A 23,931-nucleotide genomic window follows, 5' to 3' on the forward strand; every position below is an offset into this window, starting at 1 on the left:
GACGGCCGCCGCGCCGCACGGCGCGCGGCGGCCCGTGTCCGGCGACGAGACGCCGGGAATCCGGGTCCGCCGGGCCCACGGCCCCACCGTCCCCCGTCCCACCGGGCCCCCGGTACGACCCGGCGCTCCCACTCCGTACCGCTGTGAGGAGAAGACCGTCATGAAGGCTCTGGTGCTGTCCGGCGGTTCGGGCACCCGCCTGCGCCCGTTCAGCTACTCCATGCCCAAACAACTCATCCCGATCGCCAACAAGCCCGTCCTGGAACACGTCCTGGAGAACGTCCGCGACCTGGGCGTCACCGAGGCCGGTGTGATCGTCGGCGGCTGGGCCCCGCAGATCACCGAGGTGATCGGCGACGGCTCCCGGCTGGGGCTGCGCGTCACCTACATCACGCAGGAGGAGCCGCTGGGCCTGGCGCACTGCGTGCGGCTGGCCCGCCCGTTCCTCGGCGACGACGACTTCGTGATGTACCTGGGCGACAACATGCTGCCCGACGGGGTCGTCCCGGTCGCCGAGGAGTTCGCCGAGCACCGCCCGGACGCCCAGGTGGTGGTGCACAAGGTGCCCGACCCGCGCGCCTTCGGCGTCGTGGAGATGGACGCCGAGGGCCGTGTGACGCGGCTCGTGGAGAAACCGCGGGAGCCGCGCAGCGACCTGGCCCTGGTCGGCGTGTACTTCTTCACCGCGGCCATCCACCGGGCGGTCGAATCCATCGAGCCCAGTGCGCGCGGCGAACTGGAGATCACCGACGCCCTCCAGTGGCTGGTGGCCCGGGGCGCGGAGGTCAGGGCCAGCGAGTACGGCGGTTACTGGAAGGACACCGGCCGGGCCGAGGACGTCCTGGAGTGCAACCGCCGGCTGCTGGAGGAGCTCCGCCCCGGCCTCGCCGGCGAGGTAGACGGCCGCAGCGAGGTCGACGGCCGGGTCGTCGTCGAGGAGGGGGCGCGCGTCGTGCGGTCCCGCATCGAGGGGCCGGCGATCATCGGCACGGGCTCGGTCGTCGAGGACAGCCACGTGGGCCCCGGCACCTCCGTCGGCCGCGGCTGCGTGCTGCGGGACACCCGGATCGCCGACTCCATCGTGCTGGACGGGGCGTCGATCTCCGACGTGCCCGGCCTGTACGGCTCGCTGATCGGCCGCAACGCCACCGTGGGCGCCTCGGCCCGGCACCGGCTGGTGGTCGGCGACCACACCCGGATCGAGGTGGCGGCATGAGGTTCCTGGTGACCGGCGGCGCCGGCTTCATCGGCTCGCACTACGTCCGCACCATGCTGGAGGGCGGCTACCCGGGGTACGAGCGGGTCGGGGTGACCGTCCTGGACAGCCTCGGCTACGCGGGCAACCGGGAGAACCTGCCGGCCTCCCACCCCCGGCTGGAGTTCGTCCGGGGCGACGTCTGCGACCTGCCGCTGCTGCTGGACCTGCTGCCCGGCCACGACGCGGTGGTGCACTTCGCCGCGGAGTCGCACGTGGACCGGTCGCTGGAGTCCGCCGCGGAGTTCGTCCGGACGAACGTCATGGGCACCCAGACCCTGCTGGAGGCCTGTCTGCGCACCGGTGTGGAGCGGGTGGTGCACGTGTCCACCGACGAGGTGTACGGGTCGATCGAGAAGGGCTCGTGGACCGAGGAGTGGCCGCTGGCGCCCAACTCCCCGTACGCGGCGTCCAAGGCGGGCTCGGACCTGGTGGCCCGCGCGTACTGGCGCACCCACGGGCTGGACCTGTCGATCACCCGGTGCTCCAACAACTACGGGCCCCGCCAGCACCCGGAGAAGCTGATCCCGCTGTTCGTCACCAACCTGCTGGAGGGCGAGCCGGTCCCGCTGTACGGGGACGGGCTCAACGTCCGGGAGTGGCTGCACGTGGACGACCACTGCCGGGCCGTCCAGCTGGTGCTGACCCGCGGGCAGGCGGGCGAGGTCTACAACGTCGGCGGGGGCGACGAGCGGACCAACCGGGAGATCACCGGGCGCCTGCTGGAGCTGTGCGGTGCGGACTGGTCGATGGTCCGCCACGTGCCCGACCGAAAGGGCCACGACCTGCGCTACTCGCTGGACGACACCAAGATCCGCGACGAACTCGGCTACGCGCCGCGGATCCCGTTCGACCGGGGCCTGGCCGAGACCGTCGCCTGGTACCGCGACAACCCCGGCTGGTGGAAGCCCGTCAAGCACGGCCGCGCCGACGACGAGAAGGGAAGCGGAAGATGAGCGACCACAAGGCGCTGGTCCTGGACGAGACCCGCAAGTACCACCTGGACCTCCAGGACGGCGGCGGGTTCGTCCCCGGCGTGACCGAGATCTGGCCCTCGGGCGCGGTCCTGGACGCGGACGACCGGGTGGCGCTGGTGGAGGCGGCGCTCGACCTGCGCATCGCCGCCGGGGACCGGTCGCGCAGGTTCGAGTCCCGTTTCGCCCGGCTGCTGGGGCGGCGCAAGGCGCATCTGACCAACTCCGGCTCGTCGGCCAACCTGCTGGCCCTCACCTCGCTGACCTCCCACGTCCTGGGAGACCGGCGGCTGCGGCCGGGCGACGAGGTGATCACGGTGGCGGCGGGTTTCCCCACCACGGTGAACCCGATCGTGCAGAACGGCCTGGTGCCGGTCTTCGTCGACGTGGAGCTGGGCACCTACAACACCACCGCCGAGCGGGTGGCCGCCGCCATCGGCCCGCGCACCCGCGCCGTCATGATCGCGCACGCCCTCGGCAACCCCTTCGAGGTGGCGGAGATCGCGCGACTGGCCGAGGACCACGGCCTGTTCCTGGTCGAGGACAACTGCGACGCGGTGGGCTCCACCTACGACGGGCGGCTCACCGGAACCTTCGGACACCTGACGACCGTGAGCTTCTACCCGGCGCACCACCTGACGATGGGGGAGGGCGGCTGCGTCCTGACCTCGGACCTGAAGCTGGCCCGCGTCGTGGAGTCGCTGCGGGACTGGGGCCGGGACTGCTGGTGCGAGCCGGGGAAGAACAACACCTGCCTGAAGCGGTTCGACTACCGGATGGGGAAGCTGCCCCACGGCTACGACCACAAGTACATCTTCTCCCACGTCGGCTACAACCTGAAGGCCACCGACCTCCAGGCCGCCCTGGGGCTGACCCAGCTCGACAAGCTCGACGGCTTCTGCGCCGCCCGGCGCCGGAACTGGCGCCGGCTGCGGGAGGGGCTGGACGGGCTGCCGCACCTGCTGCTGCCCGAGGCCACCCCGCGCAGCGACCCGAGCTGGTTCGGGTTCGTCATCACCGTCGACCCGGGGGCGCCGTTCAGCCGGGCGGCGCTGACGGACTTCCTGGAGGGCCGGAAGATCGGCACCCGGCGGCTGTTCGCCGGCAACCTCACCCGGCAGCCCGCCTACGTCGACCGGCCGCACCGGATCGTGGGGGAGCTGACCAACAGCGACATCATCACCGAGCAGACCTTCTGGGTGGGCGTCTACCCGGGACTGACCGACGAGATGATCGACTACGTCGTCGCATCGGTGCGGGAGTTCGTCCGGAGGAACGGATGACCATCGGCATCGTCGAGAACACCGCGGTCGCGGCCCCCGCGCTGCGCCCCCGCCGGGACGACCGTCTGGCGGCGCGGCTCGCCCGCTCCGCCGCGGAACGGGCGGAGGGCGCGGGCATGCGCACGGAGGACTTCGCCGCCTGGCTGGAGGAGCGCGGGCGCAGCCACCGCTTCGCGGTGGAGCGGATACCGTTCGCCGAGCTGGACGGCTGGTCCTTCGCCCCGGACACCGGGGACCTGGCGCACCGCAGCGGCCGGTTCTTCAGGGTCGAGGGGATGCGGGCCCATGTGGACGAGGGCCCGTTCCGCCGGTGGGAGCAGCCGGTCATCAGGCAGCCCGAGGTGGGCATCCTGGGCATCCTGGCCAAGGAGTTCGACGGGGTCCTGCACTTCCTGATGCAGGCCAAGATGGAGCCGGGCAACCGCAACCTCCTCCAGCTCTCCCCGACCGTGCAGGCGACCCGGTCCAACTACACCAGGGTGCACCGGGGTTCGAAGGTGAAGTACGTCGAGTACTTCACCCGGCCGGGCGGGAGCCGGGTGCTGGCCGACGCGCTCCAGTCGGAGCACGGCTCGTGGTTCCTGCGCAAGTCCAACCGGAACATGCTCGTGGAGACCGCCGGCGACGTCCCCCGGGATCCGGACTTCTGCTGGCTGACCCTCGGCCAGATCGGTGAACTGCTGCGCCGGGACAACGTCGTCAACATGGACGCCCGGACCGTCCTGGCGTGCGCACCGGTGGCCCATCCGGAGAACGGCGCCCTGCACTCCGACACCGAACTGCTGTCCTGGTTCACCGGGGAGCGCTCCCGCCACGAGGTGCGTGTCGAGCGGGTCCCGCTCGGCCGGGTGGAGGGCTGGAGGCGGGGCGAGTCGTCCATCGAGCACGTGGACGGCCGGTACTTCAAGGTGGTGGCCGTCTCCGTCGAGGCGGACAACCGGGAGGTGCGGGGCTGGACCCAGCCGCTGTTCGAGCCGGTCGGGCGCGGTGTCACCGCCTTCCTGACCCGGCGGTTCGGCGGTGTGCCGCACCTGCTGGCCCACGCCCGGGTCGAGGGCGGCTTCCTGGACACCGTCGAGCTGGGACCCACCGTCCAGTACACCCCCGCCAACTACGCCCGCCTGTCCGGCGCGTACCGGCCGCCCTTCCTGGACCTGGTCCTGGGCGCCCCGCCGGAGCGCGTCCGCTACGAGGCGGTCCACTCCGAGGAGGGCGGCCGCTTCCTCAACGCCGAGTCCCGCTACCTGTTCGTGGAGGCCGACGAGTCGCAGGCGCCCGCCGACCCGCCGCCCGGCTACCGGTGGGTGACCCCCGGCCAGCTCACCTCCCTCGTACGGCACGGGCACTACGTGAACGTGCAGGCCCGCACCCTGCTGGCCTGCCTGACCACCGGGACGGTGGAGCTGTGACGGCCCCCGCGGCGGCACCGGTGCGGGTCGCGGTGCTCGGCTGCGCGGACATCGCCCGCCGCCGGATGCTCCCGGCCCTGGCCGCCTCCCCCCGGACCGAACTGGTCGCCGTGGCCGGCCGGGACCGGCGGCGGGCCGAGGAGACCGCGCGCCCCTACGGCTGCCGCGCGGTCCACGGCTACGACGCCGTGCTGGAGGACGAGGCGGTCGAGGCCGTGTACGTCCCGCTGCCCGCGGCGCTGCACGCCCGGTGGGCCGAGGCCGCGCTGCGGGCGGGCAAGCACGTCCTGGCGGAGAAGCCGCTGACCACCGACCGGCGCCGTACGCGGGAACTGCTGGAACTGGCCCGGGAGCGCGGGCTGGCGCTGGTGGAGAACACCATGTTCGTCCACCATCCGCAGCACGCGGTGGTCCGCAAACTGCTGGCCGACGGGGCCGTCGGCGAACTCCGCTCCCTGCGGGCCGAGTTCGCCGTCCCCCGGAGGCCCGAGGGCGACATCCGGCTCCGCCGGGAGCTGGGCGGCGGCGCACTGTGGGACACCGGTGTCTACCCGGTCCGGGCCGCCCTGTACTTCCTCGGGCCCGAGGCCGCCGTCGCCGGCGCCGTCCTCACCGACGACCCCCGGCACGGCGTGGACGTCTCCGGCGCCGCGCTGCTGCGCACCCCCGACGGGGTCACCGCCCAGCTCGCCTTCGGCCTCGACCACGGCTACCGGTCCGTCTGCGAGCTCGCCGGAACCCGCGGCCGGATCGTCGTCGACCGGGCCTTCACCCCGCCCGCCGACCACGCCCCGGTGATCCGCGTCGAGGGCGCCACGGGGGTGGAGGAGGTCCGGCTCGCCCCCTTCGACCAGGTCGCGGCCGCGGTCGACGCCTTCGCGGCGGCGGCGCGAGCCGGCGCGGTCCCGGACGCCCGGGCGTGCCTGCGCCAGGCCGAACTGCTGGAGGAGATCGCGCGGGCGGGCCGGCCCGCGCGGGACTGACGCCGGGCCGGCCGTACGGGCGCACGCCTGCCCGCGACCGCGCGGACGCCCCGTCGTCTCCCCCGGGGCGTCCGCGCTTCCGCGCGTTCCCGCGCCTCCGCTCCCGCGCCTCCGCTCCCGCGGCTCCGGGCCGGGCGCCCGATGCCGGCCGGAGACCGGCCCGGGCGCCCGGGGACCGTCCCGGGGCGCGTCCCAGGCCGTACGCGGCCCTCCGCCGGTTCCGCCGGCCTCCCGTCAGCCTCCGGTGAGACGGCTGCCGCTGTGGGCGGCGCCGTACGCGTCGTGGGGGTTGGTCAGGGCGCAGCGGTCGAGGGAGAGGCAGCCGCAGCCGATGCAGTCGGTCAGGTCGTCGCGCAGCTCCTCCAGCTGCCTGATGCGGGTGTCGAGGTCCGCGCGCCAGCACTCGGACACGCGCGCCCAGTCCTCCCGGGTGGGCGTGCGGCTGTCCGGCAGCAGTCCCAGCACCGCGCGGATCCTCTCCAGGGAGATGCCCACACGCTGCGAGGCGCGGACGAACGCGACCCGGCGGAGGGTGTCGCGGCTGTAGCGGCGCTGGTTCCCGCTGGTCCGGCGGCTGTGGATGAGCCCGTTGCGCTCGTAGAAGCGCAGGGCCGAGGTGCTGACACCGCTGCGTTCGGCCAGCTGGCCGATGGTGAGCTCTTGGGCCTTCCAGGAAACGGGCGGCATGGATCCCAGACTACTGGACTTGAACCTATGTTCAAGTTGCACTCTGTGTGCCGGAGGGAATCCGCCCTACGAGAGGAACCGAGGAGACGACGATGAGTGAGACCCTGCCGCGCCTCGCCGTGATCATCGGAAGCGTCCGCGAGGGACGCTTCGGGCCCACCGTGGCGAACTGGTTCGCCGGGCAGGCCGAGGAGTTCGGCCGCTTCGAGGTGGACGTGATCGACCTGGCGGAGTGGCCGCTGCCCGTGGTGATGCCGAGCTGGGACGGCGAGCCGTCCGCGGAGACGATCCGCAGCAAGGAGGAGCTGTCCCGCAGGCTGGCCGCGGCCGACGCCTTCGTCGTGGTGACCCCCGAGTACAACCACAGCTTCCCCGCCTCCCTGAAGAACGTGATCGACTGGTTCCGCGAGGAGTGGTTCGCCAAGCCGGTCGGCCTGGTCTCCTACGGGGGCATGGGCGGCGGCCTGCGGTCGGCGGAGCACCTGCGCCAGGTCTTCCCCGAACTGCACGCGATGACCGTCCGCGACTCCCTGAGCTTCCACAACGCCTGGGACGTCTTCGGCGCGGACGGGCAGCCGAAGGACTCGGAGGCCGCCGCATCGGCGGCCAAGGGGATGCTCGACCAGCTCGACTGGTGGGCCGGCGTGCTGCGCGAGGGCCGCAGGCAGCGCCCGTACGGGGCCTGAGCCCGCGGGCGGCGCGCCTCCCGGCGGAAAGGACGCCGCCGACCGGCGCGGGGCCGGTCGGCGGCGTTGTGGGGGAGTTCCGCGGGCCGGGGGAAGGCGGCCCGCGGAGGGAGGGTCATCCGCCGCGGGGGGTCACCGGACGACCGTGATCCGGTCCGCCGCCGGGGCGCCGATCGGCGCGGAGGCGGAGGAGCTGGCGGTCAGGTAGTCCTGGAGGGCCGCCAGGTCGTCACCGCCGACCAGCGGGTCGGTGCCCTGCGCCAGCGTCGGGAAGCCGTCGCCGCCACCCGCCAGGAAGGAGTTGGCCGCGACGCGGTAGGAGGCCGACGGGTCGATCGGCTCGCCGTTCAGCCGCACCGAGTCCGCGACGATCCGGTCCGCGCCGGACCGGGTGAGGTCGAGGGTGTAGGTGAGGCCGGAGGAGATCTGGAGGATCTTCGGGGAGGCCTCGTTGGCGCCGCTGACCTGCTCGCGCAGCACCTGCAGAAGCTGCTCGCCGGTGAGGGTGGTCAGGTTGACGGTGTTGGAGAAGGGCTGGACGGTGAAGCCCTCGGCGTACGTCACCACGCCGTCGCCCTCGGCGCCGGATGCCGCGTACACCAGGTCGGCGCGGATGCCGCCGGGGTTCATCAGGGCCAGGTCGGCCTCGGGGTCCAGCTTGCGGGCGTGGGCGAGCTGGGCGTCGGCGATCAGGTCGCCCAGCGGGGACTCGGGCCTGGTGCGGTCGGCGGTGATGTCCTCGGAGATCCAGCCGATGGGGCGGCCCGCGACGGGCGCGGCCAGCCCCTTCCAGTAGTCGATCAGGGAGGTGAGGTCGGCGGCCTTCTCCTGGTTGCGGTGGACGACGCGGTTGGCGCCCTGGACCGAGGCGCGCACGATGTCGCGGGTGCGGCGGTCGTACTCCATGTTCAGCTCGGTGAACAGCCGGCCGAAGGAGGCGGCGGAGGTGACCAGGCGGTCCTCGCCGCGCGGGTCGGGGATGGAGCAGACGTACGGCTGGTGGGTGTGGCCGGTGATCAGCGCGTCCACGCCCGCGTTCGTCCGCTTCGCGATGTCGACGATCGGGCCGGACAGCCTGCCGCCGTCCTTGCCGCAGTCGGCGTTGTAGGCGCTGGAGGCCGGGGTGCCGCCCTCGTGGACCAGCGCGATGACGGCGTTGACGCCCTTGCGGCGCAGTTCCTCGGTGTACTTGTCGATCGTCTCGGCCTCGTCGAGGAACTTCAGTCCCTTGACGCCCTCGGCCGAGACGATGTCCGGCGTGCCCTCCAGCGTGACGCCGATGAAGCCGACCTTGACGCCCTTCATCTTCTTGACGGTGTAGGGGGCCATCAGCGGCTTGCCGGTCTTCTCGTCGACGACGTTGGCCGCGAGGATCGGGAAGTCGGCGCCGCCGAAGGTGCGGCCCTCGTCGTAGCAGCCGTCCTCGGGGTGGCAGCCGCCCTTCTGGAGGCGCTTGAGCTCGGCGGCGCCCTCGTCGAACTCGTGGTTGCCGACGCCCACGACGTCCATGCCGAGCGCGTTCATCGCCTCGATGGTGGGCTCGTCGTGGAAGAGGCCCGACAGCAGCGGGCTGGCGCCGACGATGTCGCCGGGGGCGACGGTCACCGAGTACGGGTTGCCCTTGCGGGCCTCGCGCAGGGAGGTGGCGAGGTACTCGGCGCCGCCCGCGTCGATCTGCTCGGTGGTGCCGTCGGGGTGCTGGTGGGTCACACGGCCGGAGGAACCTGTCGGGGGCTCCAGGTTGCCGTGGAAGTCGTTGATGGCGAGCACCTGGAGGTCGACGGTGCGGCCGTTGTGCTCGCCGCGGTCGCCGTGCGCACCGGACGGGGCGTTCTGCGCGGCGGCGGGCATGGCGGCGCCGAGGGCGCCGACGGTCAGCAGACCGGCCGCGGCTGCGGTGAGTCTGCGGGAGAGGGGAGACCGCTTGGGCGGAGTGGACATGTTCTGTCCCCTTCTGTTCCCTTGTCGAGGCCGTGGGTCGGCCCGGAGGTGGCCGTTGGTGGCGGAGGCAGCCTAGGTCAACGCGCGTAGCGTGTCATTGTTGCGTTGGTAACCGCCAGGTTTCGATGCTGCGTAGGCTTCTCCTTATGAGCGACGTGGTGGTTGTGGACGAGCTGACGCCCGAGGCCGTGCGGCAGGCCCAGGCGCTGATCGACGAGGCCGCCCGGGTGGACGGCCAGCCGGCCGTCTCCGAGCAGGGCCGCCTCCAACTGCGCGGCGGGCGCCGCGAGGGCGTACGGCACCTGCTGCTCTGGGAACAGGGGGAGCTGGCCGGTTACGGGCAGCTCGAGGACACCGACCCGGTCGAGGCCCCGACCGGTGAGTTCGTCGTCCACCCCGGCCACCGGAACCAGGGCCACGGACTGGCCCTGGGCCGCGCGCTGCTGGAGGCGTCGGGCCGGCGGCTGCGGGTGTGGGCGCACGGCGGCCACCCGGCCGCACGGCACCTGGCCCGGCTGCTCGGCCTCACCCTCTTCCGCGAACTGCGGCAGATGCGGCGCCCGCTGACGGGCCTGGACCTGCCCGAGCCGTCGCTGCCGCCGGGCGTGCGGCTGCGGACCTTCGTCCCCGGCCGGGACGACGCCGCCTGGCTGGCCGCCAACGCCGCCGCCTTCGCCCACCACCCCGAGCAGGGCGGCATGACCCGGCGCGACCTGGACGACCGCAAGGCCGAGCCGTGGTTCGACCCCAACGGCTTCTTCCTCGCCGTGCGCGACGGCGGGCGTGACGGGGACGGCGGGGGCGGCGCGGGCGGCGGTGGGGAACTGCTCGGCTTCCACTGGACGAAGGTCCACAGCGCCGAGCAGCTCGGCGAGGTGTACGTCGTCGGCGTCACCCCGGACGCCCAGGGCGGTGGCCTGGGCAAGGCGCTGACACTGGTGGGCCTGCGCTACCTCGCCCGCGACCGCGGCCTGCCGACCGCGATGCTGTACGTGGACGCCGACAACACCGCGGCCGTGAAGGTCTACGAGGGCCTGGGCTTCCAGATCCACGAGGTGGACCTGATGTACCGCACGGAGGGCTGACCGTCCGTCGGCCGGAGCGGGGGCGCTGAACGGCGGGCGGCCGGGAACGGGATCAGGCCGCCACAGGCGCCCCCACCACGTCCCGCAGCCGGCGGGCCTCCTTCACCAGGCGGCCGCTGCCGCCCCGGGCGGCGGTCTCCGCCACACCGCCGACCGGCCCGCGCGCCCCGCAGGTCCCGGCGCACTCGGTGGCCAGCGCCAGCAGGTCCGGCAGCCCCCGCACCGGCTCCCGCATCGCCAGCATCCCCGGCAGCGCGGCGGCCAGCACCGCGAACACCGTGGCCGGGGCCCCGGCACGCGCCGCCTCCCGCAGCGACTCCAGCAGCCGGTTCGGCTTCACCGTCCCGGCCGCCACCGTCCCGGCCACGTCCCGGCCCAGCCGCGCCGCGTCCAGGTCGCCGCGCGCCGCCAGCACCAGCAGCGCGTCCACGGCCGCCGTACGGTCCTCCGGGTGCCGCGCGCCCAGGGCGTGGGCCAGCCCCAGATGGACGGCCGGCCCGGCCGCGCCCCCTGCCTCGGCCAGCGCGGGCAGCAGCGCCGCGCCGCCGCGCAGCTCCTCGTCGCCGGTGGCGGCGAAGGTGGGCTGCAGGCGCAGGGCGACCAGTTCGCGGTGGACGGGCAGCACGGACGGCCACAGGCGGGCGCCCTGGTTCCAGGACGTCTCGTCCCGCTTGCCGTCGGCGATGTACACGCCCAGCAGCCGCTGGAAGGCGGTGCCGAGCGGGCAGGGCGGGGCCACCGCCCCACTGGAGAGCCGCACCCTGATGACGGGGCTGCCGTAGCCGTGGACCCGGTGCGTGGGCCGTGCGTCGCGGACCGGTTCGGGCAGGGACGGGCCGCCCGCCTCCAGCCAGGCGCGCACCCGCCGCCCGGCCTCGCCGCCCAGCCGCCCGGCGGCGGCCAGGACTTCCGGACCGGCGGCAAAGACGTCCAGACGCAGCAGTGCCTGGTCCAGGTCACAGGGGCCGGGCACGGCGCCCGCCCGCTCGTACTCGGCCAGGCGTGCGACCAGTTCGGCCGGGTCGATCCGCCCGTCGGCGGTGGTGGGAGCGGCCAGGAGGAACGGCGGCGGGTCGTTCAGCACCCGCCAGGCGGCCTCCAGCAGACGGGCCGCGAGGACCTCCCCGAAGGGCGTGAAGTCGCGTCCGCGCGGATACGGCACGGCATGGGCGCCCGATGCCGACGGCGGGAGAGGGGAGTCCTCGCCGCACAGCACCGCCGCCACGTAGTGGATGTGGCCCGGTCCCGGATCGCCCCACCAGCCGTGCCGCCCGTTCCAGGGGTGGTCGCGTATGACCGGCTCCAGCGCCCGCACCAGGCCGTCGCGGTCCCGGTGGGCGTGGCGGACCAGGCCGTCCAGGGCCCGCTCGAAGGCGGCCGCGTCGACACCGGAGGCGGCGGAGGGCCGGAACTGGGCCGCCCGTACGGCGGCCATGACGGCGCCGACCTCCTCGGCCACCTCGGCGGCGGTGGCGAGCGGCGGTGCCATCGGCACCGGCTCGGGGACGGGCGGAAGGACGTCCTCCCAGGGCCCGGCGGCCCCGTCGTCCGGCAGCTCCACCCCAAGCAGTCCGGCGGCGCGGGAACGCAGGGCGGGGCTCAGCGCCTGGGCCGCCGAGGCCAGTTCGGGGCGCACCGCGTCCCCGGCGTGCTTCAGGTGGCGGGCGATCAGGTTCAGCGCCCGTTCCTGGAGGGCGGTGTCCTCGTGTCCGAGGGCGTCGGCGGCGGCGAGCACCACCGCCCCGGCCCGCTCCCGGTCGCGGCGGGCGGCGGCGTCCAGCCAGCTCAACTGGGCGCGCACCAGCTTCTTCTCCGTCCGGAACAGCACCGCCCGCGACGCCTGGGCCAACTGCTCGTCGTCCAGCCGTCCGTCCGCGTCCAGGGCGGCAAGACGCTCCTGGGCGAGGGCCGCGACGGTGGAGTGGGCGTCGGGCAGCAGCCGCAGCAGGGTGGTGGCGCGGGCCGCGTACTCGTCGCCGGTGGGGGCGAGTCCGCCCAGGACGGAGAGGAAGCCGCGCAGCTCGGCCGGGCGTCCGCCGCGCAGCAGCCGGGAGAGGCAGCCGTCGAGCAGGGCGGACCGCTCCAGCCGTCCCTCGGCGGCGAGCGCCGCCAGGGCCTTCGGCCAGGACGGCTCCTCCGCCCCCCGGGCGGCGCCCCAGCTCTCCAGCACCACACCGGCGCCCTCCACCTCGAACAGACGCGGGATGAGGGTGTCGAGGAACGGGTCGTCGCGCAGCCGCTCCGCAAGGGTGCCGCTGCCGCTCGGCGAGAGCCGTCCGTACGGCTCCGGTGCGCCGCCGGCCACGCCGGGCCAGCGGGCGGACCGCTGCGGCCACATCCGCTCCAGCGCCCAGCCCAGGACGAATCCGTCGCCGGTCGGCACGGGGCAGCCGGACAGGGCGACCAACCGCTCCGCCAGGGCGTAGCGGGGCCAGTCCCAGGCGTCTTCGGTGCGGATGCGGTCGGCGACGCGCCGGGCGACGTCACCCAGCCACTGTGCCGGGCGGCCGGCGAGGACGGTCAGGAGGCAGGCGGCGTCGGACGGCTCGGCCACCAGGCCCAGGTCGTCGTGCGCGAGCCACTGGGCGGCAGCGGCGGCCCCCGTGTGGCAGCCCGCGCCCGCGATGACCAGCGCCCGCCTGCGCGGCCGGAAGTCCGGATTCCACTCGTTGCGCAACCGCGCGCGCCAGGCCTTCAGATGGGGGACGCACGAGTGCCGCTGCCCGTCGGACAGGGCGGCGATCAGTTCGGGCAGCCGCTTCGGCTCACCACCCGCCACGGCGAGCAGTACCGCGTACGCGTCCTGGTCCAGCTCCCGTTCGGCCGCCGCCAGCACCTCGCGCTCCCCGTCGGACAGGTGGTTCGTGCGCGCCCGTCCGCGTACCAGCCGGGCCAGGGCACCTCCCGCGCCGCTCACCGGGCACCCGCCGTGGTGGCCGTGGCGGTGGCGGCGGAGGCGGGGGCGGGGGCGGGGGCGTCCGAGTCGTTCCGGGCGTCCAGGGTGATGCGCACGGCCAGGGCGTGGCGGCACGGGCCGCGCCCGCCCCGGTAGCGGGCCCACCAGCGGCAGGTGCAGCTCAGCGCACCGCCGTCGGATCGGACCCGGTGGTCGTGGTCGCCGGTGGTGACGGTGAAGGTGCCGTCCGCCTCCGCGCGTACCGCACCGGCGGCCACCAGCTCGCGGGCGGCGCGCAGCCGGGGGTTGTGCCGCTCGGCGCGCCCGGCGTCGTAGGGCAGTTCGCGGTGGAAGTACGCCGCCTCGGCGGTGTCGTAGCCGATCCGCCCGGCGGTGCCCAGCACGGTCAGGGCGGCGCGCACCCGCTGCGGCGTCAGACCCGACTGCCGGGCCAGCTCCCCGACGTCCACGCGCGGTTCCCAGGCCAGCAGCACCGAGACCAGATCGGCGTCCTCGGCGGCCTCCTCACCGGACAGCGCCTCCAGCACCGCGCCCTCGCCCGAGAAGCCGCGGGCGGGGTCGGGGGAGAGGGTGAGCGTCAGCCGCATCCCCGGCAGCAGCAGCTCCCAGGCGGAGGCCGCCGCGCCGCTCGCGGTCGTCGCGGGCGGCCCGTACAGGCGCAGCCCGGTGGCGTGGCGCAGCACCCGCAGCAGGGCCGAGAGCCGGTCCGGGCCGGGCAGGCAGACGGCGCCGGGCACGGGGCGGGTGGTCGGCCGCAGGGAGCGCCCGGCCTGCACCGCCCAGAGGGCGGACCCCGCACCCGAGCGGGCGCGCGGCAGGGAGCGCAGGAAGCGGACCGCCTCGGCGGCGGTGACCTCCGCGCGCAGGTCGAAGGCGGAGGCGATCACCTGGGTCTCGGCGAAGCCGCGCAGCCAGCGGTCCGGCAGCGGCACCTTCTTCTCCACCACCGGCCCGTCGAAGGTGGTCACCTCCAACTCCTCAGGTCCCACCCGCAGATGGAGGGGATCCGAGGGGCCCACCCGGACCAGTGCCTCACGCAGCGGATTGTTGACGTCCACGTTGGTGGTGCCGTGGCCGATGTCGTCCCCGTCCAGACCCTCGCCGAGGATGTCGAGGCGGGCGTAGACGCCGCAGCAGCCGGAGAACGACTCGAACCGCAGCCGGTCGCCGCTGCCCGTCACCACCGGGTCGAGGGACGCGGCCGCCAGGCGCTGGTGGTAGCGGGCCGAGGCCACGTCGGCGACGGACAGCAGCGCCGCGGCGGCGGCCTCGGGCGCGGTCACGAACCCGGAGAAGAACCGGGGATGCGCGCTCGCCCCGGCCGGTGTCGCCCCGCCGGAGGTCTCCAGCCCCAGCTCGGGCCCGCCCGCGCCGCCGCGCACTGCCGAAGGCCGGAGATAGGTGTACGTGTGCACCGCTGATGCCGTGGTCGTCATGGCACACGAACGTAGAAGCGACCACTGACATTCAGCCCGAGCGGCTGTGGACCCCGGTCAGCGGCCGGCGGCGTACGCCGTGAAGTCGGCCCACGCCTCCGGCGTGAACGTCAGCCGGGCTCCCCGTATGCGCTTGGAGTCGCGGACGTGGACGGTGCCGGGCGCGGCGGCGACCTCGACGCAGTCGGGGCCGTCGTTGGTGCTGTAGCTGCTCTTGGTCCACTTCAGCTCGGAGCCGTCTCCGGTCGAGGGCTTGAGGGTCATGTCATCTCTCCCAGCAGTTTCTCGATGAAGGCCAAAGACTCACTCGGTGTGAGCGCCTGAGCACGGATCATTCCATAGCGCATCTCAAGGATCTGGACCTCTTTGGGATCGGAGATGAAGCGGTTGGTGAGCTGAACTTCGTTCTGTGCGACCGCTGTTCCGTCCCTGAGCTTGAGAACCCGGAGCGATCCGCCGAGCCCGGCGTGCCCTTCGCTCTCCGTGGGCATCACCTGGATCTTGACGTGGCGCAGCCTGCCGACCTTCAGCAAATGTTCGAGTTGGCGCCGCTGCACCATTCTTCCTCCGAGCGGGCGCCGGAGCGTGCTCTCTTCCTGGACAAAGGTCAGCAGAGGAGCGGGGCGTCGGTCGAAGACCTTCTGGCGGGCCAGCCGCGCGGCCACCAGCTGTTCGAGCTCGTCCTCCCCGAAAGGGGGGAGCCGCAGGCCGAACAACGCGCGTGCGTACTCCTCCGTCTGCAGCAGGCCATGTACGACGGTGTTGACGTACGCACCCAGCTCAACGGCCTCGGACTCAAGCTTGGCCAGATCCCGCACCTTCTTCGGGTAGCGGGCCTCCTCCACGTCCTTCTTCATCGCGGCGAGCTTGCCGTCCGCGCCCAGGATCCGGTCCGCCTTGGCCAGGAAGTCCGGATGCGGCAGCCTTCTGGCGCGCTCGACGGCCGAGACCATGCCCAGGCTGTATCCGATGGCGTCGCCCAGTTCCTGCTGCGTCAGACCCGCCCCCTCTCGCCACAGCTTGATCTGGCGGCAGGTGGCCCGGATCGCCGGGCCGTAGTCGTCCTCCCAGTCCTCCTCCCAGGAAGCGCCGTCCGCGCCGTCCGTGGTGTGGTCCGAGCGGTCCCTGCCGCCGTTGTCCGTGCTCATGTGCACCATCCCCTCCGTCACGCCCGTGTCCAACGGGCCCGCCCCCGGCCCGTCACCCCGTACAGGCCGCACAGATCCGGCCCGCGATTCGACGGCGGCCGGTGTCCGGAACACCGCCGGAACGCCGCCACCGGCCACAGTAGTGACGTATCGGTCACTCTGGGTTGTGAAGGTTCGAAAAACGCTCGAACGGGAAATTCCGCCCCACTCCGCCTCCGCCCCGCGACACCCGCCGTACGCCGCCGGAACGCCGCCGCGACGGTTCGCCGGAGCGAATCGTTCCGTTGCCCGGCACCCGCGCGAAGTGCGGGGATCGCCTGACAGCCATGTCGGCTTAACCGGCGATTCAGACTCGCTTGCGAGCATCGCGGAATGCAGCCCGTCGTGCCGAAGGCGTCGGCCCCGGGGCCACGCCCCGGGCCGCAGTTTCCCGACGCGCCGTTGCCTCTGGCGGCGCGGAACAATGGAGGAATGAGCCAGCCTGTCCAGCCCCCCGTCGGTTCCATCGCCGCCTCGCGCCCGCACGCCATGATCGCGCCGGGGCACGCGCTCGAGCCCGACATCGACACCGACTCCGACGCCTACCGGGAGGGCGAGGGCCCCGACGGGGTGGACGGGGAGCTGCCGCAGGGACGTTTCCTCGACCGGGAGCGCAGCTGGCTCGCCTTCAACGAGCGGGTGCTGGAGCTTGCCGAGGACCCCGCCACACCGCTGCTGGAGCGGGCTAACTTCCTGGCCATCTTCGCCAGCAACCTCGACGAGTTCTTCATGGTGCGCGTCGCCGGCCTCAAGCGCCGCATCGCCACCGGGGTGGCCACCCGCTCCGCCTCCGGCCTCCAGCCGCGCGAGGTGCTGGAGCTGATCTGGAACCGCTCGCGCGAGCTCATGGCCCGGCACGCCGCCTGCTTCCAGCAGGACGTCCTGCCCGCCCTGGCCGACGAGGGCATCCACCTGGTGCGCTGGCCGGATCTGACGGAGGAGGAGCAGGCCCGCCTGTTCACCCTCTTCCGGCAGCAGATCTACCCCGTGCTGACCCCGCTGGCGGTGGACCCGGCGCACCCCTTCCCCTACATCTCCGGGCTGTCGCTGAACCTGGCCGTGGTGGTGCGCAACCCGGTCAGCGGGCACAACCACTTCGCGCGGGTGAAGGTGCCCCCGCTGCTGTCCCGCTTCCTGGAGGCATCCCCGCAGCGCTACGTGCCCATCGAGGACGTGATCGCGGCCCACCTGGAGGAGCTGTTCCCCGGGATGGAGGTCCTCGCCCACCACATGTTCCGGGTCACCCGCAACGAGGACCTGGAGGTGGAGGAGGACGACGCCGAGAACCTGCTGATGGCGCTGGAGAAGGAGCTGATGCGGCGCCGCTTCGGCCCGCCGGTGCGCCTGGAGGTCGAGGAGTCCATCGACCCGTACGTGCTGGACCTGCTGGTGCGCGAGCTGAAGGTCACCGAGGCCGAGGTCTACCCGCTGCCCGGCCCGCTGGACCTCACCGGCCTGTTCGGGATCGCCGCGCTGGACAAGCCGGAGCTGAAGTACCGCAAGTTCGTCGCCGGCACCCACCGCGACCTGGCCGAGGTCGAGTCGGCGTCGGCGCCCGACGTCTTCGGGGCGCTGCGCGAGCGCGACGTGCTGCTGCACCACCCCTACGACTCCTTCTCCACCTCCGTGCAGCGGTTCCTGGAGCAGGCCGCCGCCGACCCGGACGTGCTGGCGATCAAGCAGACGCTGTACCGGACCTCCGGCGACTCCCCGATCGTGGACGCGCTGATAGACGCGGCCGAGTCCGGCAAGCAGGTGCTGGTGCTGGTGGAGATCAAGGCCCGCTTCGACGAGCAGGCCAACATCAAGTGGGCGCGGAAGCTGGAGGAGGCCGGCTGCCACGTCGTCTACGGCCTCGTCGGCCTCAAGACGCACTGCAAGCTGTCGCTGGTGGTGCGGCAGGAGGGCGAGACGCTGCGCCGCTACAGCCACGTCGGCACCGGCAACTACCACCCCAAGACCGCCCGCCTCTACGAGGACCTGGGCCTGCTGACGGCCGACCCGCAGGTCGGCGCCGATCTGTCCGACCTGTTCAACCGGCTGTCGGGCTACTCGCGCCGCACCACCTACCGCCGGCTGCTGGTCGCGCCCAGCTCGCTGCGCGACGGGCTGATACAGCGCGTCAACCGCGAGATAGCCCACCACCGGGCCGGGCGTCCGGCGTATGTGCGGATCAAGGTCAACTCGATCGTCGACGAGGCGCTCGTCGACGCCCTCTACCGCGCCTCCCGGGCCGGGGTGCCCGTCGACGTGTGGGTGCGCGGCATCTGCGCGGTACGGCCGGGGGTGGCGGGGCTGTCGGAGAACATCCGGGTGCGCAGCGTGCTGGGGCGCTTCCTGGAGCACTCCCGGGTCTTCGTCTTCGCGGGCGGGGGCGATCCGGAGGTGTGGATCGGCAGCGCCGACATGATGCACCGCAACCTCGACCGGCGCATCGAGGCGCTGGTGCGGGTCACCGACCCCGGCCACCGGGCCGCCCTCAACCGGCTGCTGGAGACCGGCATGGCGGACACCACCGCCTCCTGGCACCTCGGCCCGGACGGCGAGTGGACGCGCCACGCGACCGACGCCGAGGGACGGCCCCTGAGGAACGTCCAGGAAATGCTCATCGACGCCCGGAGGCGCCGACGTGGTCCAGCCACATGACCTGCCCCTCGGTACGGCGGACGGGGGAGAGGAGCCGTATCCGGAGGAGTCCCCGGAGGCCCGCGAGGGTCCCTGCGGGCTCCATCCGGATCTGGGGGAGGCCACGGCGGGCGAGGTGCTGGCCGAGTACCTCCACCGGCAGGCCACCGGTTTCCTGCGCAGCCTGCGGCTGCACGAGGAGAGCGCGGGCAGTGCCGAGTCGGCGGCCGTCGCGGCCGAGGCCGTGCGGACGATGCGCCGCTGCGCCCGCCGCGTCGGCGCGGCACTGCGGGTCTACCGGCCGCTGACCGACACCGTCCGGGCCGACCAGCTCGGCTCCGAGCTGGCCTGGCTGTCGGGCGTGCTGGGGCGGGAGCGGGCGTACGAGACGCGGCTGGACCGGCTGCTGGGGGCGCTGCACCGGCTGTCGTCGGTGCCCGCGGGGGTCGCGGGCACCGACGGTTCCGCGGACGGTTCGACGGACGGCGGGGCGTCCGGCCGGCCCGGCCCGACCGTTCAGCGGGGCGCCGTCCCGCCCGGCGGCGGCCTGGGGATCGGCGCCGCCCGCGCCGGGGCGCTGCTGGAGCGGCAGCTCACTCTCGCCCGGACCCGCGCCCACTCCGCCGCCCTCCGGACGCTCGGCTCGGCCCGCTTCCACGCCGTGGCCGACGCGGTCGCCGTCCTGGCCTCCGAGGCGCCGCTGGCGGGCGAGACCGCCTCCCGCCCGGCCGTACACGTGCTGCCGCCGCTGGCCGAACTGGCCCACCGGCGGGCGGCGGAGGCGGTGGAGGCGCTGCCGCTGACCAGGGCCCGCCAGTCGTACAACGGCGAGGCGTTCGCCCACACCCTCGTCGTGGACGGGGAGCTGGACGCCGCCTGGAACCAGGTGCGGCTGCTGGTGCGGCTGCGCCGTTACGCCCACGAGGTGCTGGGCGCCGACGATCCGGCGCTGACCGCCGCGAGCCGGGCGCTGGACCGGCACCGGGACGCCGCCGAGGCGGCCTCGGCGGCTGCCGCCGCCGCCCGCACCCCGCGTATCGCCCCCGCCACCGCCTACGCGCTCGGGGTGCTCCACGCCGACCAGCGGCACGAGGTGGAGGCGGCGAGGTTCAGCTTCGGGCGGCTGTGGCGCCCGGCGGCCTCCGCCCAGCAGACCCGGCCGCCCGGACCGGACCGGCCGGCGCAGGAGCAGGCGCAGGGGGCGGAGGCGGCCCCGGTGGCCTTCGGAGCGGAGTGGGGCCGCTGATGGGCGGCTCGGGCTCCGGCCGCGCACCCGGATCCGGACCCGGTCCCCGCTCCGGTCCCGGCTCCCGTACGGTCCGCGCCGCGGGCTGCGTGCTGTGGCGCCGTACGCGCTCCGGCGCGGGGGCGGGCGAAGGGGCGTTCGCCGGGAGCGCGGGCATCGAGATCGCGCTCGTCCACCGCCCCAAGTGGGACGACTGGTCGCACCCCAAGGGCAAGCTCAAGCCGGGCGAGGCGGCCCTGCCCGCGGCGGTGCGCGAGGTGCGCGAGGAGACCGGCATGTCCTGCACCCCGGGCGCGGTGCTGCCCACCATGCGCTACGAGACCGGCGGCCGGACCAAGGAGGTCCGCTACTGGGCCGCCGAGGCGACCGGCGGGGCCTTCACGCCCGGCGACGAGGTGGACCGGCTGCTGTGGCTGGCCCCTCGGGAGGCCCGGCGGCAGCTCACCCGGGAGCAGGACCGGCTGCTCGTCGACGCCCTGCTGGCGGCCCTCCACCTCGGCTGAGGAGCGGTCCGGTCTTCCTGAGCATTCCTGAAGCACCTACCCTGACCTGCCTTTTCAATAAACTTGAGTCGGCACTTGTCAATTTTCCTCCCTGGAGTTATATAGGAAGTGAAGGGCATCGCAGGATGGAGTGCCAGGGAAGGAGATGACCCGTGATGCTGATGCGCACCGACCCGTTCCGCGAGCTCGACCGCCTCACCGAGCAGCTCCTGGGCACCACGGCCCGCCCGGTCGGAATGCCGATGGACGCCTACCGCTCCGGTGACGACGTGGTGGTCCACTTCGACCTCCCCGGCGTCGACCCGGAGAGCATCGACCTCGACGTCGAGCGCAACGTCCTGACCGTCCACGCCGAGCGCCGGTGGCTCGGGCCGGAGGACGCCGAGCGGATCGCCGCCGAGCGGCCCACCGGCAAGTTCAGCCGGCAGCTCTTCCTCGGCGACACCCTCGACACCGACCGGATCGACGCCTCGTACGACGCCGGTGTCCTGACGCTGCGCATCCCGGTGGCCGAGCAGGCCAAGCCGCGCAAGATCCAGATCAGCGGCGGCTCCGGCAAGAAGGAGCTGACGAGCTGACCCGGGGGCTCCGTGCCCTCACGTCCCCTTCCTGCCGCCGCCCGGCGCCAGGGCCTCCCACCGCACGGTGACCTCGCCCTGGCGCCAGCGGCGCGGCCCGTCCACGACCGGCCAGCCGGCGGCGACCTCCTTCACCGAACGCATCCAGCGCTGCCGCGCGCCCAGCGCGGCGTACGGGGAGGCCGCCGCCCAGGCCCGGTCCATGTCGAGCAGGAAGGCGTGCACCGGCTCACCCGGCACATTGCGGTGGATGAGCGCCTTGGGCAGCCGTTCGGCCAGGTCGGAGGGGGCGCCCAGGGAGCCGAGCCGGGCCGCGAACGTCACCGTGCGCGGCCCCTCCGGGCCGATCGCCACCCACACGTGCCGCCGTCCGATCTCGTCGCACGTCCCCTCCACCAGCAGCCCGCCGGGCGCCAGACGGGCGCGCAGCCGGTCCCAGACGGGGACGACCTCCCGCTCGTCGTACTGGCGCAGCACGTTCGCGGCCCGGATCAGCATGGGCCGCCGCCCGCCCGGCAGCGGCACCTCGAAACCGCCGCGGGCGAAGACCAGGCCGGGACGCTCGTAGGGGCGGGCCGCCTCGACCCGCGCCGGATCGATCTCGATGCCGACGACGCTCACGTCCGGGCACGCCGCCCGCAGCCGCTCCAGCAGCTCGACGGCCGTCCACGGCGCGGCGCCGTACCCCAGGTCCACGGCGACGGGGCCGTACGGATCAGCGGTGCGGCGCAGCGCGGACCCGTGGACGGCGGCGATCCAGCGGTCCATGCGCCGCAGCCGGTTCGGATTCGTCGTTCCCCGCGTGACGGTCCCCACGGGCCGCTCCGCCCCACGCCTGCCCATGCCGGCAACCCTACGGTCTCCCGCCGCGGCCCCGTCCGCCCGCTCCCGGCCGTCCCCGCCCCGTCCGTCCGCGCGGGTGACCACCGGTGCCCGCGCCGCGCCTGCGCGTCAAGGTTTGGCAAAGCGGACGGGCGGGGGAAGGGAACGGCCCCGGCCGGTGTTGACGCGTTGACGCCCCCGGAGAGCGGACCGCCGCTCGGCGTCCCGTCCCCGAGGAGGCAGCGCAGGTGAGCCCGCACCACACCAGGCTCGGTCGGCGACTGCACCGGTTCACGCGACGGCCCCGCCGCGTGGCCATGCTCAGCGTCCACACCTCGCCACTGCACCAGCCCGGCACCGGCGACGCCGGCGGCATGAACGTCTACATCGTCGAGCTGGCCAGGCAGCTCGCCGCCCAGGGCACCGAGGTCGAGGTCTTCACCCGCGCCACCACCGGCGGGCTCCCGCCCGCCGTCGAACTCGCCCCCGGCGTACTGGTGCGGCACGTGGACGCCGGCCCCTACGAGGGGCTCGCCAAGGAGGACCTGCCCGCCCAGCTGTGCGCCTTCACCCACGGCGTGATGCGCGCCTGGGCCCGCCACCGGCCCGGCCACTACGACCTGGTCCACTCCCACTACTGGCTCTCCGGCCACGTCGGCTGGCTCGCCGCCGAGCGATGGGGCGTCCCCCTGGTGCACGCCATGCACACCATGGCCAAGGTCAAGAACGCCGCCCTCGCCGAGGGCGACACCCCCGAGCCGGCCGCCCGTGTCATCGGCGAGACGCAGATCGTGCGGGCCGCCGACCGGCTCATCGCCAACACCGCCGAGGAGGCGGGCGAGCTCGTCCACCACTACGGCGCCGACCCCGCCCGCACGGCCGTCGTCCACCCCGGCGTCAACCTCGACCGCTTCCGCCCCGCCGACGGCCGCGCCGCCGCCCGCGCCCGCCTGGGCCTGCCGCAGGACGCCTTCATCCCCCTGTTCGCCGGGCGGATACAGCCGCTCAAGGCCCCCGACGTCCTGCTGCGCGCCACCCGCCTGCTGCTGGACGAGGAGCCCTCGCTGCGCGAACGCATCGTCGTCCCCGTCGTCGGCGGACCCAGCGGCAGCGGGCTGGCCAAGCCCGAGCAGCTCCAGAAGCTCGCCGCCCGCCTCGGCATCACCGACGTGGTGCGCTTCCACCCGCCGGTCGGCCAGGAACTCCTGGCCGACTGGTACCGAGCGGCGAGCGTGCTGGTGATGCCCTCCCACAGCGAGTCCTTCGGCCTGGTCGCCGTCGAGGCGCAGGCCTGCGGCACCCCCGTCGTCGCCGCGTCCGTCGGCGGGCTGCCGGTGGCGGTCCGCGACGGGGTCAGCGGCCTCCTCGTCGACGGCCACGAACCGGCCGGCTACGCGCGGGCGCTGCGGCGGCTGATCGACGACCGGGAGCTGGCGGCCCGCATGGGCGAGGCCGCGGCCCGCCACGCGAGCGGATTCGGCTGGGACACCGCCGCCGCCGCCACCGCCGAGGTGTACGCCGAGGCGATGGCCGGACGCCGCCGTCGCCTACGATCGGCGCATGGGTGACAAGCGCGACGACAACGGCGGTGACGCGACCGCGAAGGCCAGGGCCGCGATCGAGCGGGCGCTGCGGGAAGCCGAGCTGAAGTGGGAGAGCCCGTCCGACGGCAACTACGTCGTCACACTGCCGGGCACCCGCAAGCTCTCCACGACCTGCTCCCTGATCGCCGGCAGGCACTCCCTGTCCGTCAACGCCTTCGTCGTCCGCCGCCCGGACGAGAACCACGCCGAGGTCCACCGCTGGCTGCTGGAGCGCAACACCCGCCTGTACGGCCTGGGTTACGCCATCGACAGCCTCGGCGACGTCTACCTCGTGGGGAAGCTGCCGCTGTCGGCCGTCACCCCCGAGGAGGTGGACCGGCTGCTCGGCGTGGTCGTGGAGAACGCCGACGGGGCGTTCAACACCCTGCTGGAGATGGGCTTCGCCACCTCCATCCGCAAGGAGTACGCCTGGCGGACCTCCCGCGGCGAGTCCACGCGCAACCTGGAGGCGTTCGCGCACCTGCTGCGCGACGAGTGAGCGGACGGGCGGCGGACGGGACGACCGGCGGGCACGGCGCGGGACCGCGCGGCGGAACCGGACCGTAGGACCGCACGGCGGAATCACACCGCGGAATCGCGCCGCGGACCGTACCGCGGGAACGGGACGCCCCGGCGCCCATGTGGCGGAAGCCCATGCGCCGGGGCGTTCCTGTGTACGGCGCGGACATTGCCGGTGCACACGGGTGAGGCGACGCTGCCAGGCATCACCA

The 23,931-nt window shown here is 74.0% G+C and carries 20 protein-coding genes; 13 read left to right on the forward strand and 7 right to left on the reverse strand.

Annotated features, from left to right (window positions below):
* Positions 1-160 precede the first annotated feature (160 nt).
* Genes QPK52_RS14910 through QPK52_RS14930 form a run of 5 tightly spaced genes read left to right on the forward strand, consistent with a single transcriptional unit; the run spans position 161 to position 5,904 of the window.
* A complete protein-coding gene (locus tag QPK52_RS14910; RefSeq protein ID WP_410537972.1) occupies positions 161-1,216 on the forward strand; it encodes a glucose-1-phosphate thymidylyltransferase in 1,056 nt (351 codons plus the stop codon).
* Positions 1,213-2,211 carry a dTDP-glucose 4,6-dehydratase gene (gene rfbB / locus QPK52_RS14915; protein ID WP_410537973.1) on the forward strand — a complete coding sequence of 333 codons (999 nt, stop codon included), beginning with the start codon at positions 1,213-1,215 and terminating at the stop codon, positions 2,209-2,211. The genes QPK52_RS14910 and rfbB overlap by 4 nt, the downstream gene beginning before the upstream one ends.
* Complete coding sequence (gene rfbH / locus QPK52_RS14920) at positions 2,208-3,512, forward strand: lipopolysaccharide biosynthesis protein RfbH (protein ID WP_410537974.1); 1,305 nt, start codon at positions 2,208-2,210, stop codon at positions 3,510-3,512. Before rfbB ends, rfbH begins: the two co-directional genes overlap by 4 nt.
* Positions 3,509-4,921, forward strand: a complete 1,413-nt coding sequence (locus QPK52_RS14925; RefSeq protein ID WP_410537975.1) for an NDP-hexose 2,3-dehydratase family protein — start codon at positions 3,509-3,511, stop codon at positions 4,919-4,921. The genes rfbH and QPK52_RS14925 overlap by 4 nt, the downstream gene beginning before the upstream one ends.
* Entirely contained in the window at positions 4,918-5,904 is a 987-nt protein-coding gene (locus QPK52_RS14930; protein WP_410537976.1) for a Gfo/Idh/MocA family protein, read from the forward strand. The genes QPK52_RS14925 and QPK52_RS14930 overlap by 4 nt, the downstream gene beginning before the upstream one ends.
* Positions 5,905-6,138: 234 nt before the next feature.
* Here the strand turns inward: QPK52_RS14930 and soxR are convergent, their stop codons facing one another.
* Positions 6,139-6,591 carry a redox-sensitive transcriptional activator SoxR gene (soxR, locus tag QPK52_RS14935; RefSeq protein WP_410537977.1) on the reverse strand — a complete coding sequence of 151 codons (453 nt, stop codon included), beginning with the start codon at positions 6,589-6,591 and terminating at the stop codon, positions 6,139-6,141.
* Positions 6,592-6,683: 92 nt separating this feature from the next.
* Here soxR and QPK52_RS14940 point away from each other — a divergent pair, with 92 nt between their 5' ends.
* Positions 6,684-7,277 (forward strand): NADPH-dependent FMN reductase, encoded by a 594-nt coding sequence (locus tag QPK52_RS14940; protein ID WP_410537978.1) that lies wholly within the window; start codon positions 6,684-6,686, stop codon positions 7,275-7,277.
* Positions 7,278-7,409: 132 nt separating this feature from the next.
* On the opposite strand, the gene QPK52_RS14945 is transcribed toward QPK52_RS14940, so the two are convergent.
* Positions 7,410-9,218, reverse strand: a complete 1,809-nt coding sequence (locus QPK52_RS14945) for a bifunctional metallophosphatase/5'-nucleotidase (RefSeq protein ID WP_410537979.1) — start codon at positions 9,216-9,218, stop codon at positions 7,410-7,412.
* A 146-nt stretch (positions 9,219-9,364) separates the two neighbouring features.
* Between QPK52_RS14945 and mshD the strand changes: the two genes are divergently transcribed.
* Positions 9,365-10,303 carry a mycothiol synthase gene (mshD, locus tag QPK52_RS14950; RefSeq protein ID WP_410537980.1) on the forward strand — a complete coding sequence of 313 codons (939 nt, stop codon included), beginning with the start codon at positions 9,365-9,367 and terminating at the stop codon, positions 10,301-10,303.
* Positions 10,304-10,355: 52 nt separating this feature from the next.
* Here the strand turns inward: mshD and QPK52_RS14955 are convergent, their stop codons facing one another.
* The 4 genes from QPK52_RS14955 to QPK52_RS14970 are packed head-to-tail and all read right to left on the reverse strand — an operon-like array spanning position 10,356 to position 15,804.
* Complete coding sequence (locus tag QPK52_RS14955; protein WP_410537981.1) at positions 10,356-13,220, reverse strand: DUF6493 family protein; 2,865 nt, start codon at positions 13,218-13,220, stop codon at positions 10,356-10,358.
* Positions 13,217-14,656 (reverse strand): SWIM zinc finger family protein, encoded by a 1,440-nt coding sequence (locus QPK52_RS14960; RefSeq protein WP_410537982.1) that lies wholly within the window; start codon positions 14,654-14,656, stop codon positions 13,217-13,219. The genes QPK52_RS14955 and QPK52_RS14960 overlap by 4 nt, the downstream gene beginning before the upstream one ends.
* Before the next feature lie 57 nt (positions 14,657-14,713).
* Entirely contained in the window at positions 14,714-14,920 is a 207-nt protein-coding gene (locus tag QPK52_RS14965; RefSeq protein ID WP_410537983.1) for a DUF397 domain-containing protein, read from the reverse strand.
* The gene (locus QPK52_RS14970; RefSeq protein ID WP_410537984.1) at positions 14,917-15,804 is read right to left on the reverse strand and encodes a helix-turn-helix domain-containing protein; all 888 of its coding nucleotides are present in this window, start codon (positions 15,802-15,804) and stop codon (positions 14,917-14,919) included. The genes QPK52_RS14965 and QPK52_RS14970 overlap by 4 nt, the downstream gene beginning before the upstream one ends.
* Before the next feature lie 471 nt (positions 15,805-16,275).
* Here QPK52_RS14970 and QPK52_RS14975 point away from each other — a divergent pair, with 471 nt between their 5' ends.
* The 4 genes from QPK52_RS14975 (at position 16,276) to QPK52_RS14990 (ending at position 20,795) form a co-directional block, all read left to right on the forward strand.
* Positions 16,276-18,489, forward strand: coding sequence for an RNA degradosome polyphosphate kinase (locus QPK52_RS14975; RefSeq protein WP_410537985.1), 2,214 nt, complete (start codon positions 16,276-16,278; stop codon positions 18,487-18,489).
* Positions 18,473-19,714, forward strand: a complete 1,242-nt coding sequence (locus QPK52_RS14980) for a CHAD domain-containing protein (protein WP_410537986.1) — start codon at positions 18,473-18,475, stop codon at positions 19,712-19,714. Before QPK52_RS14975 ends, QPK52_RS14980 begins: the two co-directional genes overlap by 17 nt.
* Complete coding sequence (locus tag QPK52_RS14985) at positions 19,714-20,217, forward strand: NUDIX hydrolase (RefSeq protein ID WP_410537987.1); 504 nt, start codon at positions 19,714-19,716, stop codon at positions 20,215-20,217. The genes QPK52_RS14980 and QPK52_RS14985 overlap by 1 nt, the downstream gene beginning before the upstream one ends.
* Positions 20,218-20,372: 155 nt before the next feature.
* Complete coding sequence (locus tag QPK52_RS14990) at positions 20,373-20,795, forward strand: Hsp20/alpha crystallin family protein (protein ID WP_093658797.1); 423 nt, start codon at positions 20,373-20,375, stop codon at positions 20,793-20,795.
* An 18-nt stretch (positions 20,796-20,813) separates the two neighbouring features.
* Here the strand turns inward: QPK52_RS14990 and QPK52_RS14995 are convergent, their stop codons facing one another.
* Entirely contained in the window at positions 20,814-21,638 is an 825-nt protein-coding gene (locus tag QPK52_RS14995; RefSeq protein ID WP_410537988.1) for a class I SAM-dependent methyltransferase, read from the reverse strand.
* Between the two features lie 227 nt (positions 21,639-21,865).
* Between QPK52_RS14995 and mshA the strand changes: the two genes are divergently transcribed.
* Positions 21,866-23,185, forward strand: a complete 1,320-nt coding sequence (gene mshA, locus QPK52_RS15000) for a D-inositol-3-phosphate glycosyltransferase (protein ID WP_410537989.1) — start codon at positions 21,866-21,868, stop codon at positions 23,183-23,185.
* On the forward strand, positions 23,178-23,699 hold the full coding sequence (locus QPK52_RS15005; RefSeq protein WP_410537990.1) for a YbjN domain-containing protein: 522 nt from the start codon (positions 23,178-23,180) through the stop codon (positions 23,697-23,699). The genes mshA and QPK52_RS15005 overlap by 8 nt, the downstream gene beginning before the upstream one ends.
* Positions 23,700-23,931: the final 232 nt, after the last annotated feature.

The sequence above is a fragment of the Streptomyces sp. KL2 genome, from assembly GCF_046529545.1.
GTDB lineage: Bacteria > Actinomycetota > Actinomycetes > Streptomycetales > Streptomycetaceae > Streptomyces > Streptomyces radiopugnans.

What these genes read in the sequence shown, in the direction of transcription:
- QPK52_RS14910 (WP_410537972.1), top strand. Translation starts at nt 161, where the DNA reads ATGAAGGCTCTGGTGCTGTCCGGCGGTTCGGGCACCCGCCTGCGCCCG.
- rfbB (WP_410537973.1), top strand. Translation starts at nt 1,213, where the DNA reads ATGAGGTTCCTGGTGACCGGCGGCGCCGGCTTCATCGGCTCGCACTAC.
- rfbH (WP_410537974.1), top strand. Translation starts at nt 2,208, where the DNA reads ATGAGCGACCACAAGGCGCTGGTCCTGGACGAGACCCGCAAGTACCAC.
- QPK52_RS14925 (WP_410537975.1), top strand. Translation starts at nt 3,509, where the DNA reads ATGACCATCGGCATCGTCGAGAACACCGCGGTCGCGGCCCCCGCGCTG.
- soxR (WP_410537977.1), bottom strand. Translation starts at nt 6,591, where the DNA reads ATGCCGCCCGTTTCCTGGAAGGCCCAAGAGCTCACCATCGGCCAGCTG.
- QPK52_RS14940 (WP_410537978.1), top strand. Translation starts at nt 6,684, where the DNA reads ATGAGTGAGACCCTGCCGCGCCTCGCCGTGATCATCGGAAGCGTCCGC.
- QPK52_RS14945 (WP_410537979.1), bottom strand. Translation starts at nt 9,218, where the DNA reads ATGTCCACTCCGCCCAAGCGGTCTCCCCTCTCCCGCAGACTCACCGCA.
- mshD (WP_410537980.1), top strand. Translation starts at nt 9,365, where the DNA reads ATGAGCGACGTGGTGGTTGTGGACGAGCTGACGCCCGAGGCCGTGCGG.
- QPK52_RS14960 (WP_410537982.1), bottom strand. Translation starts at nt 14,656, where the DNA reads ATGACGACCACGGCATCAGCGGTGCACACGTACACCTATCTCCGGCCT.
- QPK52_RS14965 (WP_410537983.1), bottom strand. Translation starts at nt 14,920, where the DNA reads ATGACCCTCAAGCCCTCGACCGGAGACGGCTCCGAGCTGAAGTGGACC.
- QPK52_RS14970 (WP_410537984.1), bottom strand. Translation starts at nt 15,804, where the DNA reads ATGAGCACGGACAACGGCGGCAGGGACCGCTCGGACCACACCACGGAC.
- QPK52_RS14975 (WP_410537985.1), top strand. Translation starts at nt 16,276, where the DNA reads ATGAGCCAGCCTGTCCAGCCCCCCGTCGGTTCCATCGCCGCCTCGCGC.
- QPK52_RS14985 (WP_410537987.1), top strand. Translation starts at nt 19,714, where the DNA reads ATGGGCGGCTCGGGCTCCGGCCGCGCACCCGGATCCGGACCCGGTCCC.
- QPK52_RS14990 (WP_093658797.1), top strand. Translation starts at nt 20,373, where the DNA reads ATGCTGATGCGCACCGACCCGTTCCGCGAGCTCGACCGCCTCACCGAG.
- QPK52_RS14995 (WP_410537988.1), bottom strand. Translation starts at nt 21,638, where the DNA reads ATGGGCAGGCGTGGGGCGGAGCGGCCCGTGGGGACCGTCACGCGGGGA.
- QPK52_RS15005 (WP_410537990.1), top strand. Translation starts at nt 23,178, where the DNA reads ATGGGTGACAAGCGCGACGACAACGGCGGTGACGCGACCGCGAAGGCC.